Here is a 19,498-nt window from a genome sequence, read left to right on the forward strand (position 1 = left end):
GCGGCCAGGTGATCCCTGCGGGCGCGAAGAGCCGACCGAGAACGGCCTGGCCGCTACGACTTCTCCAGGTATGCGATCTTGTCCGGTACCAGGATCGCGTCCACCAGAGCACCCATCGCAGGGTGGTCGGCCAGTGTCTGGTCCACAGCGACGATGTCCTGCGCGAGATCCCGCGCGTCGGCGATGATCTCGACGTCGTCGAGCAGCGACAGGAAGTGCAATGACGTCTTGCCGCCGGACTGCAGCGAACCGAGGACATCACCCTCCCTTCGCTGTTGGAGATCGATCTGGGCGAGCTCGAATCCATCATTGGACGCAGCGACCGCCTCGAGTCGTTCCATCGACTTCGAACCCGGCGACACCCTGGTCATCAACAAGCACAGGCCGGGCAGTCCACCGCGGCCCACGCGTCCGCGCAACTGATGGAGCTGACTGACGCCGAACCGGTCGGCATCGACGATCACCATTGTCGTCGCATTCTTCACGTCGACGCCGACCTCGATCACCGTCGTCGACACCAGGATGTCGATCTCGCCGCGGCCGAACGCATCCATCGTCTCGGCCTTGTCCTCGGCCAGCATGCGTCCGTGCAGCATCGCGATCCGATGCCCTCCGAGCGGACCCGCAAGCAATTCGTGGAACTGATCGATCACCGCGACGGTCTCTTCCTCGGACCCGTCCTCATCGGCACCGGCACCTCGTGCGGGCTTGCGCCCCTTGCGCGCTGTCGCCTTTTTCGGCGCCGCCTTCTTGAGCGCCGGCGCGTCGGGATCGTCGCCGATGCGCGAGCACACCACGTAGACCTGACGGTGCGCGGCAACCTCCTCATCGACACGCTCCCAGGCCCGATCGACCCACCGTTGCTTACCCATGGGTACGACGTTGGTCGTGATCGGCCGGCGACCGGCGGGTAGTTCGGTCAGCACGGAGGTGTCAAGATCACCGAATGCGGTCATCGCGACGGTGCGCGGGATCGGCGTTGCTGTCATGACCAACACGTGCGGCGCGATGCCGTCGCGGCCACGTCCGCGGAGGGTGTCGCGCTGCTCGACACCGAACCGGTGCTGCTCGTCGACGACGAACATGCCCAGATCGAAGAACCTGACGTTCTCCTCGAGTAGGGCGTGGGTGCCGATCACGATGCCGGCCTGCCCGGTGACGACGTCGAGGAGCGTCTCTCGTTTGTCCTTGGTCTTCATCGATCCGGTCACCAGGGCGAGTTGGGTGGCACCGTCTGCGGCGCCGAGCCGGCCGGCCGAGCCCAGGTCACCGAGCATCGCCGAGATCGTTCGATAGTGCTGCGCAGCAAGCACTTCGGTGGGCGCTAGAAGTGCGCACTGGTGGCCGTTGTCGACGACGCGCAGCATCGCTAGCAGCGCCACCAATGTCTTGCCCGAGCCGACTTCACCCTGGAGGAGCCGGCTCATCGGCTCGTCGCGACCGAGGTCGGTGCCGATTTCCTCGGCGACGGTACGCTGTCCGATCGTCAGAGTGAACGGCAGCCGGGCGAGCAGTTGGTCTTCGAGGCCGCCCGCCACATGCGGGCAGACCGGTGCGGTGTCGGTGCGCCCGGTAAGCCGCCGCTGCGCGAGGACCAGCTGGATCGCCAGTGCCTCATCGAATTTCATGCGTTCACGCGCGGGACCGATCTCGCCGTCGGACTCCGGGAGGTGGACTGAGCGGACCGCGTTGTCGGTGCCGATGAGGGACCGTTCCCGACGCTGCGCCTCGTCGAGGGCATCGGGCAGGGGCCCGACGAGGTCGAGGACACGACGCGCGGCGCTCCAGATCTCCCACGACTGGCAGGTACTCGTCGCCGGATACATCGGGATGATCGACCGATCAAAGAGTGCGAGCAGGGGGTTGGGTGCCGAGGGATCGGATTCGCTTGCGGCGCGCTCGATCTCGTACATCTCCATCATCATCGGACTGCCGACGACCTTCTCCAGGTCGTCACCGGCCTCGGGCAGCACCAACCACTGCGGATGGGTCAGCTGTGGCTGACTCCGGAAGAATTTCACCGTGCCGGCCAGCATCACTTTCCGTCCGGCGGTGAGCACGCGAGCGACGCTGTAGGGATTGAAGAAGCTCACCTCGAAGGTTCGTTTCTCGTCCATGACCGACAGCCGGAGGATCTTTCCCGGCCGCGCCTTCATGGACGTCATGTTCGCCTTGGTAACCCGCCCGACGATAGTGACCCACTCCCCCTCCTCGAGTTCCTCGGAGGCCGATGGCTGACCGCGCCGGACGTAGCGGCGCGGAGGATACCGGAGCAGTTCGCCGACGGTCGAGATCCCGATGGTCGCCAGACCCGCAGCCGTCTTCGGGCCGAGCACACCGGCCAACTCTCCGGACAACGTGACCGTCCCGGGGAGCACCGACGGAACCATGACGGCGTCGTCTGTCGCCGCCGGGGTATGTCCAGACCGACCGGTCGAGGTGCGCCTGGCCGCCACTACTCGATCCCGACCTGGATCAGGTCGTCGCCCTGACCAGTGGCGTACACGCTCAACTCGATGCCCGCGTAGTTGCGCCGCACATGTTCGGCCAGCGCGTCCAGCGCGGCATCGTCGACCTCGGAGCCGGCCAGCACCGTCACCATCTCGCCACCGGTGGCCAACATCAGGTCGAGAAGGGCGGTCGCGGCCTCGGTGTGATCCGGGGCGATCACCAGCACCTCCGAACCGATGAGTCCGAGGATGTCGCCAACCTCGCAGGTACCGGCCAGGGTCATCATGCGGCCCTCGGCGCGGCGCAGGGATCCCCATCGGGCGCCGGCCGCCGCCTCGGCCATCGCGTAGGCATCGGCGTCGGCGGATTCCCCTGGGTCGTGTACGGCCAGCGCAGCCAGACACTGAGCCATCGACAGGGTCGGTAGCGACACCACCGACCGCTGCTGTGATCGGACGTCGGCGGCAACGGACACGAGATCCTGGCTGGTCATCGCACCGTTGGCCATGACGATGACGTGCGCGGCGTCGGTCTCGCGAATCGCCTGCGCCAGTATGTCGGTACTCACCCCGCCGTCGGCGCGCACCACAGCGGCGCCCGCGTCGGCGAACAGCGCAGCGGCTCCTTGTCCTTTGACGACGGCGACGATGGCCCGCTTGTATCGCGGCGGCGGTTCGGCCGAGTCGACCTGCGACCGGATGGCGTCGAGGGCGAAACAACTGATCCGGATATCCGACATCTGTCCTGCCGCCACACCGGCCTGTACCGCCTTGCCCGGTTCGCTGGTGTGGACGTGCACCGAGAACCGCTCACCGTCGCCACTGGAGCTATCGCCGACGATGACGACGGCGTCGCCGATCTGGTCGAGCTCGTCGCGCAGGACACCGATGTGTTCGCCCGCGGCGCCGTCGAGCAGGTACATCACCTCGAAATCCATCTCCGAGGACCCCGAGCACGTCGCGTCATCGGGATGGCCCGGCCGTCCGCCGCCCATCAGTGAACCCCGGTAGCGCCGACGCCGCGCCGATACCCCGGTGATCACCGCGACCAGCGAGTCGAGCAACACCAGGAAGCCGCGCGCTCCCGCATCGACCACGCCGGCAGAGGCGAGCTCGGGCAGTTGATCGGTGGTTCGGTCGAGGGCTTCGGCGGCGCGGTCGGCCACGGCACGCACCAGATCACCGGGCAGGTCGTCGGCATGGGCGGACGCGGTCGCCGCCGCCACGGAGATGACGGTCAGGACAGTGCCCTCGCGCGGCTCGCTCACCGCGCGGCGGGCGGCGAGCCCGGCCAGACGCAGGCCGGCACTCGCGAGATAAGACAGCGACAACTCCCCGGGGGCCGCGACCTCGACGGCATCGGCCACCCCGACGAGGACCTGCGAGAGGATGATGCCGGAATTGCCCCGCGCGGCGCCCACCGCGGCATCAGCGAGTGTGCGGGCCACCGCTGCGATGTCGGCATCGAGGGGCAGGGCGGCAGCGGCATCGGCGGCGGCGCGCATCGTGTAGGCCATGTTACTGCCGGTGTCGGAATCCGGGATGGGAAAGACGTTGAGGTCGTTGATCTCTCCGCGCGCCGCGTCGAGACCGTCGGCGCTCGCCTCGGCCCAGTCACGCAGCAGCGCCGGGCTCATCGTCTGGGTCGTACCCGCCCGTGCGATGTTCCCATGTGTCGTGCCCCCGTACGCCTGGTTCCCGTGCGCCTGGTTCCCGTGCGCCTGGTTCCCGTGCGTCTGGTTCCCGTGCGCCTGGTTTCCGTGCACTACGCCCCCTTCGGCGCCCACACCATCGGTCATGCCACGATCGAACGCCGCCACCACCACCTCCCACCGACAACGCGCGTCCACGACCCGCGCGAGCACCGAATCATCGCAGTTGCCGACATCGCCGACCACTGTGGTCGAGGTTACTCGCGAGGACCGACGGTGTCGGACGGGACTCCGCGGGCCCGGGGACTCCGCCGCATCGCCGCGTGGGTAGTCCCGCTCGGATTTGGTTCGCGACGGCCGGGCCCGCTATCCTTGCAGGGTTGCCTTGCCGCCAACGTGGCTCCGAACATACGGCGCGCGCTGTCGTCGCCCCCACCCGGAGCTTGTGACGGCGGGCTGACCGAGAACCACACATCACTCACCCCCGAGGAGTTCGTTATGGCTGCCGTCTGTGACGTCTGCGGCAAGGGTCCGGGCTTCGGCAAGTCCGTTTCGCACTCGCACCGCCGCACCAACCGCCGGTGGAATCCGAATATTCAGTCGGTCCGCGTCGAGGTCGCCCCGGGCAACCGGAAGCGAAAGAACGTCTGCACCTCCTGCCTGAAGGCCGGCAAGACCTCCCTGGTCTGACCAACCCTCTGGTCCTTCGATCTGCGATCGTCGGCGAACAGACCCGACCCACCGAGCGAACGCTCGGGCCGGGGTCGGGTCTTTTTCGTACCCCGGCTAGGGTGACGGATATGACTGCCACCCACGACGCCGCTGGCCCCTGTCCCGTGACCCAGGACGGCGCCGTCCTGACCATTGCCGTCTCGAGCCCCTCGGCCGGCAACCCCCTCGACGACACCGCGCTCGGCGAGGGCACCGCGGCACTCAACGAGATCTCCCGCGGCGAGCGAGAGGTCGGCGCGATCCTCCTCACCGGTCCCGGCGCCAATTTCTGCGCAGGCGGCAATGTCCGCGCCTTCGCCGACGCGCCGGACCGTCCGGCCTACATCCGCGAGGTCGCCGACATCTTCCATGCCTTCGTTCTCGCACTCGCCGGCGCCGACCGGCCGGTTGTCGCAGCCGTGAAGGGTTGGGCCGCCGGCGCCGGTCTGAGCATTGTGCTCCACGCCGACATCGCGATCGGCGGAACATCGACGGCTCTGCGACCCGCCTACGGCGGCATTGGCCTGACTCCCGACGGCGGCATGTCCTGGACCCTGCCGAGGGCGGTCGGGGCCGCCCGCGCTCGCGAGATCATCCTCACCAACCGCGTCATCCGCGCCGAGGAAGCGCTTTCGATCGGTATTCTGTCCCGGGTCGTCGACGACGACGCGATCACCACCGAGGCCGAGTCGGTGGCTCAGACCCTCGCCGCCGGGTCGCGCGCTGCGCTGTCGGCCGCCAAACACCTACTCACCGCGTCGGCGACCACGTCGCTGCCGGAACATCTTCTCATCGAGGCGCAGTCGATCTCCGAGCGCAGCGGTGAGCCCGAGGGGATCGAGGGAGTTGACGCCTTCGTCGCCAAGCGAAGCCCGGATTTCGTTGCCGCACGCGAGAACTGACGCCGGCGCCGAGTTCGGCCCGGACTTCCGCCACGATCTCGATCGATTGTTCGCCCTGCGGCGTGATGTTCGCCGGTTCCGTACCGACCCGATCGATGCGGACCTGCTCGAGACCATTCTGCATCGCGCCGAATCATCTCCATCGGTGGGCAACTCGCAGCCATGGCGATGGGTCGAGGTGCGATCACCGCGGCGCCGCGGACAGATCCGGGAGAACTTCGCTCGGTGCAACTCCGACGCCCTGGACGGCTACGCCGGCGAACGTGCGCGGCTCTACGCCGGGCTCAAGCTCGCCGGGCTCGACGACGCCCCGGTCCACCTCGCGGTGTTCACCGAACATGAACTGCCCCAAGGGCACGGTCTCGGGCGCGCGACCATGCCCGAGACGCTCGACTACTCCACGGTGGCAGCCGTCACCTCGCTGTGGCTCGCCGCACGGTCACACGGCGTCGGCCTCGGATGGCTCTCGATCCTCGACGCCGCGGCCGCGCACCGCACCCTCGAGGTGCCCGACACCTGGTCGCTCACCGCCTACCTGTGCCTGGGATACCCCAAAACCACCACCGACGTTCCCGAACTCGAGCGCGTCGGCTGGCAAGAACGTACCGATCCGAAGGCGCGGCGCTTCTCCCGCTGAGTTGTCGGCGTCGGACAACACAGCGCTCTCCCCGACGCCGACAGCGCTCGGATTCCCGCCGACAGCGCTCTCCCCGACGCCGACAGCGCTCGGTGCCGACGGCGGCAGGCGCCGTCGGCGAAATGAAGGGCGCCGTCGGCGAAATGAAGGGCGCCGTCGGCGAGGTCTCGGGCGCGCGGGGCTCAGGGATTCAGACGCTCAGGACGGCAGGCGCCAGTCGACCGGCTCGCCGCCGAGGTCCTCGAGTTCGGCATTGGCGCGGCTGAAGGGCCGTGACCCGAAGAACCCGCGACTCGCCGACAAGGGTGAGGGGTGTGCCGAGACGATGGCCGGGACGTCGGGCATCCACTGCTGCAGGCCCGCGGCATCACGCCCCCACAGAATGGCCACCAACGGGTCGTCCCGGTCGACGAGAGCCTTGATGGCGCATTCGGTGACCTTCTCCCAACCCTTTCCGCGGTGTGAGGCCGGTTCTCCGGGCGTCACGGTCAGCACACGGTTGAGTAGCAGGACACCATTGCGCGCCCACGGTGTCAGGTCACCGTTGGCCGGGCGCGGATAGCCGAGGTCCTCGCAATACTCGGTGTAGATGTTGGCCAGCGACCGCGGAATCGGCGAAACCTCCGGCGCCACCGAGAAACTCAGACCCACCGCATGCCCCGGTGTGGGATAGGGATCCTGCCCGACGATGAGTACCCGAACGTCGTCGAAAGGACTGGTGAAGGCGCGCAACACATTCTGTCCGGCGGGCAGGTAACCGCGCCCGGACTCGTTCTCGGCGCGCAGGAACTGCCCCATCTCGGTGATGACGTCGGCCACCGGTTCCAGGGCGTGTGCCCAACCGGGGTCGAGGAGTTCGGCAAGTGGCTTGGGCGCCATGTCAGTCGAGCCTCCGGAGCGATGTCCGGTAGTGCTGGGCGTTCTGGAAATACATCTCGACGTTCATCTCGAGGTGTCCCGGTGGTACCTCGTATCCCTCACGCAGTTTCGCGGGGATGCCGAGCACCATTCTGCGTGCGGGCACCACTGCATCGAAGGGGACCACCGCACCGGCCCCGACGATCGCACCCGCGCCGACCGTGGAGCCATTGAGCACCACAGACCCCGACGCGATCAACACATCGTCACCGATGGTCGAGCCCTCAATGTGGGCGTTGTGGCCGACGACGCAGCCCGCACCGATGACGGTGGGATGAATCGGCGTGCAATGGATGACGGTGCCGTCCTGGATGTTGGTGCGCCGACCGATGGTGATCGTGCCGTAGTCACCGCGCAGCACTGCGCCAGGCCACACCGAGACGCCGTCGGCGAGGGTCACCGCGCCGATGACCGTCGCATCGGGATGGACGTAGACGTTCTCTCCCAATTCAGGTTCACGGTCGTCGAGCGCATAAATCGCCATGGTGGTGATCTAATCACCGCCGGTACTCGTTGCGGTCCGCCACCCCGCGAATACCTGTGTCAACCACCAACCATCAAGCACCGACTGCCGAGAGCCTCAGCGCTCGAATGCGCGCCATCCGTTGAGCCCGGCGATGTCGGCGCCGTCGATGGTGACGCGGGCCGGTCCCGGTCGGACCTCGCCGATCTCGGTCCACCCGGGCGGTACCGCGCCGGGCGCGAACGACGCCAACAGTTCGTGGTCCTCCCCGCCGGTCAGTGCCCAGGTCCGCGCATCGGCACCCAGCAGGGCTGCGACCTGGTCCACCCCCGCGCATCTGGGCACCGCATCTCCGGTGACGGCCAAAGACACCCCCGACGAGGAAGCCATGGTGCGGAGTTCTTCCACCAGGCCGTCGGAGATGTCGGTCATGGCGTGGGCTCCCGCGCGTGCGGCGAGGACGCCCTGCGACAGATCCGGCGCCGGCAGAAGGAACGCCGAGACCACCGACGCACGTGGATCGGCGTCGCGCTGCCACCGCGCCATCGGCGCGACACCGGATCGACTAACCACCGCGAACCCTGCCGCCGCCGATCCGAGCGGACCACTGACCGCCAGCACATCGCCGGCACGCGCACCGGACAATGTCACCGGCGCGAGACCGTCGAGGGCGCCGACCGAGGTGATGCTCACCACGATCTCATCGGCCGCCACGAGATCACCGCCAAGGACCCGCGCCCCGAGCCGGTGCGCGGCATCGACGATGCCAGTGTTCAGATCGGCGAGCCAACCAACCGTGGTCTGCGGCGGACAGGCCAGTGCGACAACCACTCCGGTCGTCCGGCCGCCCATCGCGGCGATGTCGGCGGCACTCTGCACGACGGTGCGCGCACCGATCTGTGTAGCGCCGGACCATTCGAGCCGAAAGTGTCGGTTCTGCACCGCGGTGTCGGTACTGATGACGGTCGGCCCGACGTCGAAAACCGCAGCGTCGTCACCGGAACCGATCACGATGTCGCTGCCGGACGACGATTCGGGCCGGTGCGCAACCGCTGAGGTGAACATCGCGATGATCGCTCGCTCCCCCACCTCGCCGAGCGTCCCGGACCCGTCGACCGCCGACCTGTCGACCTCGTGCCCACCGACGTCATGCCGATCAACCTCGTGCTGATCAACCTCGTGCTCGGGCCGACCACCGAGGGGCTCGGTGCCCACCTCGACTCCCCTCCCTCGCGGTGCCGACTCGCCACCCACGGGGTTGTCAGCAACAATGTGTCCCAGCAGTGTAGTGGTTCGGGCGTTGTGAGCCCGGTCGCCACGGCACCGCCTGCGGGGTCATCAGCCCGACTCCCGCGACGTGGCAGATGTGTGGAGAGGATGGCCGTGGTTCAGGCTTACATACTGATCCAAACCGAGGTCGGACGAGCGGCTCTGGCCGCGGCGACCATCGCAGAGATCTCTGGGGTCGCCTCGTCCGAAGAGGTCAGCGGTCCGTACGACGTGATCGTTCGGGTGGACGCAGCCGACGCCGCGCATCTACGCAACGATGTGGTCCCGCAGATCCAGAAGGTCGACGGCATCACCCGCACCCTCACATGCCCGGTGGTGTCCGCCGAGCCCTGAGCCACTCCGCACGGGCAGTCGCGGGGCGCGGGCGCCGGCACGGTTAGGGTGAGGCGTGTGAGAAGCCCCGAAGACTCCCCCGGCGATGGGCGCGACACACCTGAGCCCACCGAGACGACCACCGGCGAGCCCGATCACGCGCGATACGAGGGCCGCTCGGATCCGCGATTGAGCCCGGCCCTGATCGCCACGCTCATCACCATCCCGATCATGCTCATCGTCGGATTCATCGCCTTCGCGGCACTCAAGTCGTCGGATCAGCAACAGATCCCGGTCGATTCGTACGCGGCGCCAGCGTCCGCCGACGGCCGGTGCGCGACACTGATCGCCGCGCTACCGGGGTCGTTCGAGGGGTTCGGCGCCAAGCAGGTCGACGGTGGCACCGCAACCTGGAAGGGGTCCGAAGGCGGCGACCCGGTGACCGTGCGCTGTGGTGTGGACCGGCCGAGCGAACTCGCCCCGTCGAGCCGACTCCAGACGGTCAACGGGGTGCAGTGGTTCATCACCGACACGATCGAGAACCGTGGGCAGGCCTACGTGTGCGTTGATCACCGGCCGTATGTGGCGCTTTGGGTTCCGGTCAGTGGCGGCAACTCCTCGATCACCGACGTCTCGGCGGCCATCGGTCGCGTATTACCCACCGGTCCTTTGGATTTCGGGTGATCGGCGAGCCGTACTCGGCTCAGTCCCGGTAGACCTCGGGCTTGGTGGTGCGACCGAGCAACGACGCGACCGCGTCGGCGACCGACATGCCGGAATGGCACACACCGTGGACCGCATCGGTCAGCGGCATCGACACCTCGTGCCGGGCGGCGAGCGCACGCACCGACGTGCACGACTTCACGCCTTCGGCGACCTGCCCGTTGGTCGCGGCCTGCGCCTGTTGCATTGTCGCCCCCTCGCCGAGTCGCGCACCGAAGGTTCGGTTGCGCGACAACGGAGATGAGCACGTCGCCACCAGATCACCGATACCGGCCAGACCGGCGAGGGTCTCGATGTGCGCGCCGACGGCGACACCGAGCCGGATCGTCTCCGCGAGGCCACGAGTGATGATGGTCGCCAGGGTGTTCTGTCCGAACCCGACGCCGCTGGCCATCCCACACGCCAGGGCGATGACGTTCTTCACCGCGCCACCGATCTCACAACCGACGACGTCGGTGTTGGTGTACGGGCGGAAGTAGCCGGTATTGAAGGCACTCTGCAGCGCTTGTGCCCGTTGCTCATCGCGGCACGCGATCACCGTCGCCGCCGGCTGCCCCTCGGCGATCTCCCGCGCGAGGTTGGGACCGGTGAGTACCGCGATCCGATCCTCGGGCACCTCGCCGACCTCGGCGATCACCTCACTCATCCGCATCAACGAGTGCGTCTCGATCCCCTTGGCAAGCGATACCAGCGTCGCGTCCGATCCGAGATGCGGCCTCCACGCGGTCAGGTTGTCGCGCAACGACTGCGACGGCACCGCGCACACGACGATGTCGGCATCGGGCAATACCTCCGCGAGATCACTGGAGGCACGGAGTTGCTCGGGCAGTGCGATGCCGGTGAGATAGTCGGGGTTGGTGTGCTCGGAGTTGATCGTCTCGGCGAGCTCGGGCCGTCGGGCCCACAACACGGTATCGGTTCCCGCGTCGACCAGAACCTTCGCCGTCGCTGTCCCCCACGAACCGGCACCCATGACCACCGCGCGCACGTCCACCACCCTTCACCGATCGATTGTGCCTTTCACCCTAGCCCGCGGCCGATCCCGATCGGCCGTGATTGGGGTGTCCGGTGGGCACGCGGTCGGCGCCGACTGCGCCGCGTGATCCATCATGGGGAGTGTGGGAGGCGAGAACAGCAACGATGACGTGCAGACGCCGGCGGTGGCCGCCGTTCTGGTTGTCAAACACCTCCGCGCCGCCAAGACCCGTCTCGCCGCGTCCCGCACCTCACCAAGCGCGGCCTCCGGAACAGCTGCCCCGGCATCGCCGGTGACACGGATCGGTGAGCACGGCGAGCTGGTGCTCTCGATGCTGCTCGACACGCTGGCGGCGGTGCGGTCGGCGGGACTTGAGCCGATCGTCGTGGTCAGCCCCGACGACGACGTTCTGCGGGCGGTCGCGGCCGCCGGGGCCCTGGCCTTGCCGGAAGTCGCACGCCCGGACTCGTCACTGAACCTTGCCTACGCGCAGGGGGCGGAGTGGATACGCGCCCACCGGCGCGACGTCCGGGGCGTGCTGATGGTGCAGGCCGATCTCCCTGCCGCAGGCGCCGCCAGCATCCGCGCCGTACTCGATGAATGCACCGAGATCCCGCACGCACTGGTCACCGACGCCGGCGGCGACGGGACCGCGCTACTCCTGCGTCCCGCCGACGATGTTCGACTGCCTCGCTTCGGAATCGGTTCGGCCGCCGCACATCGCGCCGACGGAGCACTCGAGATAGATCCGGCGCACCGGCGCTGGCCGGATCTGCGCACCGACGTCGACACCGCGGCCGACCTCGAGGCCGCGGTCGCGCTGGGAGTGGGAGCGCACACGCGAGCTGTTCTCGGTCTCGACGGGCCGATGACCCGACCTCGGGCGTCGTGGTGGACCCGGGCCGGGCGGTGAGGCTGCGGCTCGCCGGACCGATGCGTCATGATTGAGCGGTGAGCCCCGCAGACGACACCTCGACCCAGCCACTCACCGCGATCCCCGGCGCCCCGCCGGCGGCCACCCTGGCACCAGATGAATCGGCCGATCTGCCCGAGGACCGTTATCTGAATCGCGAACTCAGTTGGCTCGACTTCAATTCGCGTGTGCTCGCACTCGCCGAGGACACGTCGCTGCCGTTGCTCGAGCGCGCGAAGTTCCTGGCGATCTTCGCCTCGAATCTCGACGAGTTCTTCATGGTGCGGGTCGCCGGGCTCAAACGCCGCGACGAGACCGGTCTGTCGGTGCGGTCCGCGGACGGCCTCTCCCCCCGCGAGCAGTTGCTGCGCATCGCCGGACGCACCCAAACCCTTGCCGACCGGCATGCTCGGGTGTTCCTCGATTCGGTGCGACCTGACTTGGCGGACAACGGAATTCACGTGGTGTCGTGGTCGGAACTCGATGCCGATCAGCAGAATCGGATGGTGGAACACTTTCACGAGCAGGTCTTTCCGGTACTCACCCCGCTCGCCGTCGATCCGGCCCATCCGTTCCCCTACATCTCCGGACTATCGCTGAATCTGGCGGTGACGGTCAAGGACACCAACGAGGGCGGCGAGCACTTCGCGCGAGTCAAAGTGCCCGACAACGTCAATCGTTTCGTGCGCGTCGACCAGCTCGTTCCCGGGTCGGCGGTGGCCGACGGACGCGGCCACCACCCGGCCGTGCTGTTGCCGATGGAAAACCTCATCGCCGCGAATCTGGAACACCTGTTCCCGCAGATGCAGATCGTCGAGCATCACGTCTTCCGGATCACTCGTAACGCAGATTTCGAGGTCGAGGAGGATCGCGACGAGGACCTGCTGCAGGCTCTCGAACGCGAACTCGCCCGTCGACGTTTCGGTTCACCGGTGCGTCTCGAGGTCGCCGACGACATGAGCGAGCACATGCTCGAATTGCTGCTGCGGGAACTCGACGTCAATCCGGCCGACGTCATCCAGGTACCCGGATTGCTCGATCTGTCCTCACTGTTCGAGATCTACGGTCTGGATCGTCCGCATTTGAAGGATCGTCCGTTCGTTCCCGCAACGCATCCGGCGTTCGGGGAACGCGAGACACCCAAGAGCGTCTTCTCCACCCTGCGCGAAGGTGACGTGCTCGTCCATCATCCCTACGACTCGTTCTCCACCAGCGTTCAGCGGTTCATAGAACAGGCTGCTGCCGATCCGCACGTATTGGCGATCAAGCAGACGCTGTACCGCACGTCCGGGGATTCGCCGATCGTCAACGCGCTCATCGACGCCGCCGAGGCGGGCAAGCAGGTCGTGGCGCTGGTGGAGATCAAGGCGCGCTTCGACGAACAGGCCAACATCAAGTGGGCACGTCAACTCGAGCAGGCCGGTGTCCACGTCGTCTATGGTCTGGTCGGCCTGAAGACGCACTGCAAGACATGCCTGGTGGTGCGACGCGAGGGTTCGACGATCAAGCGCTACTGCCACATCGGGACGGGCAACTACAACCCGAAAACCGCCCGCCTGTACGAGGACGTCGGGTTGCTCACCGCCGCACCGGATATCGGCGCCGACCTGACCGATCTGTTCAACACGCTGACCGGCTACTCCCGCAAGACCGAGTACCGCAACATCTTGGTTGCCCCGAACGGCATCCGTTCGGGGATCATCGAACGGATCGACCGGGAGAGCCTCGCTCATCACGAGGGCGACGCGCGTGCGCGGATTCGTTTGAAAGCCAACGCGCTCGTCGACGAGCAGGTCATCGACGCCCTGTATCGGGCTTCGCAGAGCGGGGTTCCGGTGGAGATCGTGGTGCGCGGGATCTGTGCATTGCGGCCAGGGATGCCGGGTGTGAGTGAGAACATCGCGGTGCGCTCGATCCTCGGACAGTTCCTGGAGCATTCGCGCATCATGCATTTCGGGGCGCAGGACGAGTACTGGATTGGCAGCGCGGACATGATGCACCGCAACCTCGATCGTCGGATCGAGGTGATGGTGCAGGTGCGCGACGAGCGCCTTACCGGTGAACTCGACGACATCTTCTCCTCCGCTCTCGATCCGCGAACCCGGTGCTGGGTGCTGCATTCCGACGGTAGCTGGGTGGCTTCCCCCGCGGTGGGTGAAGAGGTGCGCGATCATCAGCGACAGATGATGCGCCGGAATCGCCGCCGGGACTCGGGCGCATGACACCGCCGGGACTCGGGCGCATGACACCGCCGGGACTCGGGCGCATGACACCGCCGGGACTCGGGCGCATGACACCGCCGGGACTCGGGCGCATGACACCGCCGGGACTCGGGCGCATGACACCGCCGGGACTCGGGCGCATGACACCGCCGGGCCTCGGGCGCATGACACCGCCGGGCCTCGGGCGCATGACACCGCCGGGCCTCGGGCGCATGATCCCGCCGGGACTCGGGCGCATGATCCCGGCGAGGCGGGTCGACATCGCCCGGTAACCGTGGTCGGCTACGATCGCCCGCGTTCCAGGGTTCACGGGTGTCGACAAGAGCAGAGGTGTAGACGAGGCGATGTCCAAGTCGGTCAAGTCGGATTCGCGGGAAAGCGCTCCCGCCAGGGCCATGTGGGCAGCCGGTGGGGTGTTGTGGCGCCGATCGAAGGGGGCGGTGCAGATCGGGGTGGTGCACCGCCCGCGGTATGACGATTGGACCCTGCCCAAGGGCAAGCTCGACGCCGGTGAGACCCTGATCGATACCGCTGTCCGGGAGATCGACGAGGAAACCGGGCATGTGGTGCGTTTGGGTCGGCTGCTGACGACGGTGTCCTACGATCTGCCGCACGGCCGCAAGCATGTCCGGTACTGGTCAGCCGAGTCGGTGGGTGGGCACTTTGAGGCCAATCATGAGGTAGACGAGCTGGATTGGTTGTCGACGGAGCAGGCGGCAGATCGCCTGAGCTATCGGTTGGATCGTTCCGTGCTGAAGGAGTTCACACGGTTGCCCGTCGGGCTCACGACGCTGCTGCTGGTGCGGCATGCGCGTGCGGGCAGCCGTTCTCGGTATCGAGGTGAGGACCGGACGCGCCCTCTCGACGCGACGGGCCGGGAGCAGGCGCAGGCGCTGGTGCCCTTGCTGACGGCGTTCGGGGTGAGCGAACTGCACAGTGCGAATCCGGTGCGTTGTGTCGAGACTCTCACCCCGACCCGAGATCATCTCGGGGGCACCATTGTCGCGGAAGCCGCGTTGTCGGAGACGGCCTACGCCGACGACCCGGCACCGGCACATGCGCGGATCAGGGACCTCGCCAAGGCCGGAGACGGGCGGGTACGTGCGGTGTGCAGTCAGGGCAAGGTGATTCCACCGCTGATGCAGTGGTGGGCCCAGCACGACGGTCTTTTGCTGCCCGAGGCGCGCAACCGCAAGGGAAGTGTGTGGGTGCTCTCGACACTCGCGGGCGCACTGGTGGCGGCCGACCACATCGATTCTCCGCTGCCACGTCTCGACCACTGAGCCGAAGGCGACAAGTCACCACTGAGCCGAAGGCGACAAGTCACCACCGAGCCGAAGGCGACAAGTCACCACCGAGCCGAAGGCGACAAGTCACCACCGAGCCGAAGACACCAAGTCAATGGCGGGGCCCAGACAGCAACTCACCCCTGACGAGGGAAGTTCGTCAGGGGTGAGTGCGATGGTGGTCGCCCGGGGCATGACCCGGTTGCGGGCTCAGCGCCGGGTGGTCTTCTTGGCGGGAGCCTTCTTGGCGGCGGTCTTCTTGGCCGGAGCCTTCTTTGCCGCGGTCTTCTTGGCCGGAGCCTTCTTGGCGGCGGTCTTCTTCGCGGCAGTGGTCTTGGCCGGGGCCTTCTTTGCTGCGGTCTTGGTGGCAGTGGTCTTGACCGGGGCCTTCTTTGCCGCGGTCTTCTTGGCGGGAGCCTTCTTTGCCGCGGTCTTCTTGGCGGGAGCCTTCTTTGCCGCGGTCTTCTTGGCGGCGGTGGTGGTACCCGCACCGCTCCCGCGCTTGACTGCCGGACCGGTCGCCGAGAGCTTCTGCTTGCCGGCGACGACAGCCTTGAACTGTGCTCCAGGACGGAACGCCGGAACCGAGGTGGCGCGCACCTTCACGGTCTCGCCGGTACGCGGGTTGCGTGCGACGCGCGGTGCGCGACGACGCTTCTCAAAGACACCGAAGCCGGTGATGGTGACACTCTCGCCGCGGTTCACCGCGCGGACGATGGTGTCGACGATCAGCTCAACCGCTTCGGTCGCGGTCTTGCGATCAGCGTCGAGCTTCTTGGTCAGCTCATCGATGAGCTCTGCCTTGTTCATTGATATACCTCCGCAAGCTGTTCTGGCCGTGTCTGATATGGCCAGCTAACCCCACACGGTAAACGTCCAAGGCGAAAACGTCCATCTTCCACGCCAATCGACGGGACGTGTTGCGAAAATTTCAGGCCGCTAACACGTTCCGTCGATGGCGTTCGGGGCTTGTCTGTGGGCCGAACCCGGGAGGGGACTTCAGAACGGCAGAGTCACCGGCGTGAAGGAGGGCCGCCCGTTCTCGTACTCGGAAATCGCGTCTACCTGCCGTAATGTCAGGCCGATGTCATCGAGGCCCTCCATCAGACGCCACCGCGTGTAGTCATCAATTGTCAACGGCACCACGAGGTCTGCTGCAGTCACCGTCCGCTCGGAAAGGCTCACAGTCACTTCGAGGCCGGGCTGCTCGTCGAGTCGCTTCCACAGCAGTTCGACATCGGACTGCTCGACTTGGGCGGCCACCAGGCCTGCTTTGCCCGCGTTGCCCCGGAAGATGTCGGCGAATCGGGAGGAGATGACCACCCGAAAACCGAAGTCCGACAGCGCCCAGACGGCGTGTTCGCGCGACGACCCCGTCCCGAAGTCCGGTCCGGCGACCAGGACCGACCCACGATTCCAGGGTTCGGCATTGAGGATGAAGTCCGGATCCGAGCGCCAGCTGGCGAAGAGTCCGTCCTCGAATCCGGTTCGGGTGACCCGTTTGAGGTAGACGGCAGGGATGATCTGGTCGGTGTCGACGTTGCTGCGGCGCAACGGTACGCCGATCCCGGTGTGCTCGATGAAGGGTTCCATGATGTGACTCCGGTCTGCGAATGGGAGGTGTGGCAGGGACTGTCCGGGAGTTCCCGCCGAAGGCCAAGACTTCTGGGGCGCTACAGGTCTGCGGGCGAGGACAACGTGCCGCGCACTGCGGTGGCGGCGGCCACGGCCGGTGAGACAAGGTGTGTTCGCCCACCCTTGCCCTGCCGGCCCTCGAAATTGCGGTTGGAGGTCGAGGCGCAACGCTGGCCCGGGGCGAGTTGGTCAGGATTCATCCCGAGGCACATCGAGCAACCGGCCTGACGCCACTCGGCGCCTGCGGCAGTGAAGATCTCGCCGAGACCCTCCTCCTCGGCCTGCGCACGCACGCGCATCGACCCGGGCACCACCAGCATGCGTAGCCCGTCTGCCACTGTGCGGCCCTTGAGGATTTCGGCAACGGCACGCAGATCCTCGATCCGTCCGTTGGTACAGGAGCCCACGAACACGGTGTCGACGGCAACTTCGCGCAGCGGGGTGCCCGGTGCGAGGTCCATATATTCCAGCGCCTTGGCCGCTGCGACGGAGGCGGTTTCGTCGCCCATGTCGGCCGGATCGGGAACCTTCGCCGACAGTGGTGCGCCCTGCCCTGGATTGGTTCCCCAGGTCACGAACGGGGAGAGTGTGGCGGCGTCGATGCGAACCTCGGCGTCGAACTCCGCGCCGGGATCGGTGCGCAGCGAATCCCAATAGGCCACGGCCGCATCCCAGTCGGCGCCGGTGGGGGCATGCGGACGGCCCTGCAGGTACTCGTAGGTGACGGCGTCGGGCGCGATCATCCCGGCGCGGGCGCCGGCCTCGATCGACATGTTGCAGATGGTCATCCGCGCCTCCATCGACAGTTGATCGATAGCCGAGCCGCGGTACTCCAGGACGTAGCCCTGCCCACCGCCGGTACCGATCTCGGCGATGACGGCGAGGATGAGGTCCTTGCTCGTGACGCCGGAGGGCAGATCACCGTCGACGGTGATGGCCATGGTCTTGAAGGGCCGCAGAGACAGCGTCTGGGTCGCGAGGACATGCTCGACCTCGGAGGTGCCGATTCCCATTGCCAGCGCACCGAATGCGCCGTGGGTCGCGGTGTGCGAGTCGCCGCAGACCACCGTCATACCCGGCTGAGTCAGTCCCAGTTGCGGACCGACGACGTGCACGATGCCCTGCTCGGCATCTCCCATGGGGTGTAGCCGGATACCGAATTCCTCACAATTGCGGCGCAGCGTCTCGACCTGAGTGCGCGACACCGGGTCGGCGATAAGGTCGGTCGCGACCGTCGGGACGTTGTGATCCTCGGTGGCGATCGTCAGGTCGGGCCGGCGCACGGGACGGCCGGCGAGCCGCAGACCGTCGAAGGCCTGTGGACTGGTGACCTCGTGGACCAGATGAAGGTCAATGTAGATCAGGTCGGGTGTCGACGCCCCGTCCCCGCGGACGACGACGTGGTCGTCCCAGACCTTCTCGGCGAGGGTACGTGGCCCCGCAGCAGAGTCCGCACGACTGTTCGTCGCACCCGCAGGGCTGTTCGATCCGGTTGAGTTGTTCGTCATGGCTGCACTCGCATCCGTCTCTGGCAATGTCGCTGCCGGCGACCGTAATGGGCTGGGCGATCACCGACCGACGTGCATCTCAGTATTTGGACAGCTAGTATCGTCCTATGGGAAAGGATAGCGCATCGGAGCCCCACAGCGGAATCGGCGTCCTCGACAAGTCGGTCACTGTCTTGCGCGCCATCGCCGAGACCCCGTGCAATCTCACGGAATTGTGCGAACGCACCAGCCTGCCCCGGGCCACCGCGCATCGACTGGCGGTGGGCCTCGAGACGCACCGCCTGCTCGCACGCAACTCCGCCGGCCGGTGGTATCCCGGGCCGGCCTTGGGCGAACTCGCCTCCTCGGCACATGATCCGGTGCGCGAGGCGGCACTCATGGTGCTGCCGCGACTACGGGAGATTACCGGCGAATCGGTCCAGGTGTATCGCCGCGAAGGGTCCGAGCGGGTGTGTATCGCGGCGATGGAACCACCGACCGGACTGCGGGACACCGTCCCGGTGGGCACCCGGTTCCCAATGACCGCCGGGTCGGCCGCGAAGGTGCTCGCGGCGTGGGCCGACCCGAGCACCCAGCGACACCTGTTGGCCGACAGTGCCTTCAGTGACCGCTCGCTACATGACATCCGACGACGCGGGTGGGCGCAGAGCGCAGGTGAGCGTGCGGCGGGCGTCGCCAGTGTCTCAGCCCCGGTACGCGATGGCGCCGGCGAAGTCGTTGCCGCGATCTCGGTTTCGGGACCGATCGACCGGATGGGACGCCGCCCCGGGGCCCGCTGGGCCGCGGATCTCCTCGCCGCCGCCGACGCCATCCACAAGAGGCTGGTATCGACTCAATAGGACCACTGGGTTAGCGTCGGTTTCGAAGCACACAGACCTTCCGCGGACCGGATTCCCCACC

At 67.2% G+C, this 19,498-nt stretch carries 18 protein-coding genes; 9 read left to right on the top strand and 9 right to left on the bottom strand.

Features of this window, described 5'->3' with window-relative positions; all coding sequences use genetic code 11:
* Nucleotides 1-53: 53 nt before the first annotated feature.
* Both recG and EF294_RS09225 read right to left on the bottom strand, forming a co-directional pair.
* On the bottom strand, nucleotides 54-2,456 hold the full coding sequence (gene recG / locus EF294_RS09220; protein WP_123928565.1) for an ATP-dependent DNA helicase RecG: 2,403 nt from the start codon (nucleotides 2,454-2,456) through the stop codon (nucleotides 54-56).
* On the bottom strand, nucleotides 2,456-4,087 hold the full coding sequence (locus tag EF294_RS09225) for a DAK2 domain-containing protein (protein WP_185091012.1): 1,632 nt from the start codon (nucleotides 4,085-4,087) through the stop codon (nucleotides 2,456-2,458). Before EF294_RS09225 ends, recG begins: the two co-directional genes overlap by 1 nt.
* 513 nt (nucleotides 4,088-4,600) lie before the next feature.
* On the opposite strand from EF294_RS09225, the gene rpmB reads away from it, so the two are divergent.
* From rpmB to bluB, 3 genes are all read left to right on the top strand, one after another.
* A complete protein-coding gene (rpmB, locus tag EF294_RS09230; RefSeq protein WP_006370596.1) occupies nucleotides 4,601-4,792 on the top strand; it encodes a 50S ribosomal protein L28 in 192 nt (63 codons plus the stop codon).
* A 110-nt stretch (nucleotides 4,793-4,902) separates the two neighbouring features.
* On the top strand, nucleotides 4,903-5,715 hold the full coding sequence (locus tag EF294_RS09235; RefSeq protein ID WP_185091013.1) for an enoyl-CoA hydratase/isomerase family protein: 813 nt from the start codon (nucleotides 4,903-4,905) through the stop codon (nucleotides 5,713-5,715).
* Nucleotides 5,696-6,352, top strand: coding sequence for a 5,6-dimethylbenzimidazole synthase (gene bluB / locus EF294_RS09240; protein WP_123928571.1), 657 nt, complete (start codon nucleotides 5,696-5,698; stop codon nucleotides 6,350-6,352). The genes EF294_RS09235 and bluB overlap by 20 nt, the downstream gene beginning before the upstream one ends.
* 198 nt (nucleotides 6,353-6,550) lie before the next feature.
* Here bluB and EF294_RS09245 read toward each other — a convergent pair whose 3' ends face one another.
* The 3 genes from EF294_RS09245 to thiL all read right to left on the bottom strand — a co-directional run bounded on the left by EF294_RS09245 (nucleotide 6,551) and on the right by thiL (nucleotide 8,948).
* Nucleotides 6,551-7,231: a uracil-DNA glycosylase gene (locus EF294_RS09245; protein ID WP_123928573.1), complete on the bottom strand. Its 681-nt coding sequence runs from the start codon at nucleotides 7,229-7,231 to the stop codon at nucleotides 6,551-6,553.
* 1 nt (nucleotide 7,232) lies between these two features.
* Nucleotides 7,233-7,754 carry a gamma carbonic anhydrase family protein gene (locus EF294_RS09250; RefSeq protein WP_123928576.1) on the bottom strand — a complete coding sequence of 174 codons (522 nt, stop codon included), beginning with the start codon at nucleotides 7,752-7,754 and terminating at the stop codon, nucleotides 7,233-7,235.
* A gap of 96 nt (nucleotides 7,755-7,850) precedes the next feature.
* Nucleotides 7,851-8,948 carry a thiamine-phosphate kinase gene (gene thiL, locus EF294_RS09255; RefSeq protein ID WP_123928579.1) on the bottom strand — a complete coding sequence of 366 codons (1,098 nt, stop codon included), beginning with the start codon at nucleotides 8,946-8,948 and terminating at the stop codon, nucleotides 7,851-7,853.
* Nucleotides 8,949-9,110: 162 nt separating this feature from the next.
* Between thiL and EF294_RS09260 the strand changes: the two genes are divergently transcribed.
* Together EF294_RS09260 and EF294_RS09265 are read left to right on the top strand one after the other, a co-directional pair.
* On the top strand, nucleotides 9,111-9,356 hold the full coding sequence (locus EF294_RS09260; protein WP_123928582.1) for an Lrp/AsnC ligand binding domain-containing protein: 246 nt from the start codon (nucleotides 9,111-9,113) through the stop codon (nucleotides 9,354-9,356).
* Between the two features lie 57 nt (nucleotides 9,357-9,413).
* The gene (locus tag EF294_RS09265) at nucleotides 9,414-10,019 is read left to right on the top strand and encodes a DUF3515 domain-containing protein (RefSeq protein ID WP_123928586.1); all 606 of its coding nucleotides are present in this window, start codon (nucleotides 9,414-9,416) and stop codon (nucleotides 10,017-10,019) included.
* Nucleotides 10,020-10,038: 19 nt separating this feature from the next.
* Here EF294_RS09265 and EF294_RS09270 read toward each other — a convergent pair whose 3' ends face one another.
* Nucleotides 10,039-11,046, bottom strand: a complete 1,008-nt coding sequence (locus EF294_RS09270) for an NAD(P)H-dependent glycerol-3-phosphate dehydrogenase (RefSeq protein WP_185091014.1) — start codon at nucleotides 11,044-11,046, stop codon at nucleotides 10,039-10,041.
* A gap of 121 nt (nucleotides 11,047-11,167) precedes the next feature.
* Between EF294_RS09270 and cofC the strand changes: the two genes are divergently transcribed.
* The 3 genes from cofC to EF294_RS09285 all read left to right on the top strand — a co-directional run bounded on the left by cofC (nucleotide 11,168) and on the right by EF294_RS09285 (nucleotide 15,452).
* The gene (cofC, locus tag EF294_RS09275; RefSeq protein WP_246007767.1) at nucleotides 11,168-11,947 is read left to right on the top strand and encodes a 2-phospho-L-lactate guanylyltransferase; all 780 of its coding nucleotides are present in this window, start codon (nucleotides 11,168-11,170) and stop codon (nucleotides 11,945-11,947) included.
* A 38-nt stretch (nucleotides 11,948-11,985) separates the two neighbouring features.
* Entirely contained in the window at nucleotides 11,986-14,169 is a 2,184-nt protein-coding gene (locus tag EF294_RS09280; RefSeq protein ID WP_123928595.1) for an RNA degradosome polyphosphate kinase, read from the top strand.
* Between the two features lie 344 nt (nucleotides 14,170-14,513).
* Nucleotides 14,514-15,452, top strand: coding sequence for an NUDIX hydrolase (locus tag EF294_RS09285; RefSeq protein WP_123928598.1), 939 nt, complete (start codon nucleotides 14,514-14,516; stop codon nucleotides 15,450-15,452).
* A 213-nt stretch (nucleotides 15,453-15,665) separates the two neighbouring features.
* Here the strand turns inward: EF294_RS09285 and EF294_RS09290 are convergent, their stop codons facing one another.
* From EF294_RS09290 to leuC, 3 genes are all read right to left on the bottom strand, one after another.
* The gene (locus tag EF294_RS09290; RefSeq protein WP_123928601.1) at nucleotides 15,666-16,265 is read right to left on the bottom strand and encodes an HU family DNA-binding protein; all 600 of its coding nucleotides are present in this window, start codon (nucleotides 16,263-16,265) and stop codon (nucleotides 15,666-15,668) included.
* Nucleotides 16,266-16,454: 189 nt separating this feature from the next.
* Complete coding sequence (gene leuD / locus EF294_RS09295; protein WP_123928605.1) at nucleotides 16,455-17,048, bottom strand: 3-isopropylmalate dehydratase small subunit; 594 nt, start codon at nucleotides 17,046-17,048, stop codon at nucleotides 16,455-16,457.
* Between the two features lie 80 nt (nucleotides 17,049-17,128).
* Nucleotides 17,129-18,598, bottom strand: coding sequence for a 3-isopropylmalate dehydratase large subunit (leuC, locus tag EF294_RS09300; protein WP_123928608.1), 1,470 nt, complete (start codon nucleotides 18,596-18,598; stop codon nucleotides 17,129-17,131).
* Between the two features lie 107 nt (nucleotides 18,599-18,705).
* On the opposite strand from leuC, the gene EF294_RS09305 reads away from it, so the two are divergent.
* Nucleotides 18,706-19,437 (top strand): IclR family transcriptional regulator, encoded by a 732-nt coding sequence (locus tag EF294_RS09305; protein ID WP_123928610.1) that lies wholly within the window; start codon nucleotides 18,706-18,708, stop codon nucleotides 19,435-19,437.
* The last annotated feature ends 61 nt before the right edge of the window (nucleotides 19,438-19,498 follow it).

The sequence above is a fragment of the Gordonia oryzae genome (assembly GCF_003797185.1).
GTDB classification, from domain to species: Bacteria; Actinomycetota; Actinomycetes; order Mycobacteriales; family Mycobacteriaceae; genus Gordonia; species Gordonia oryzae.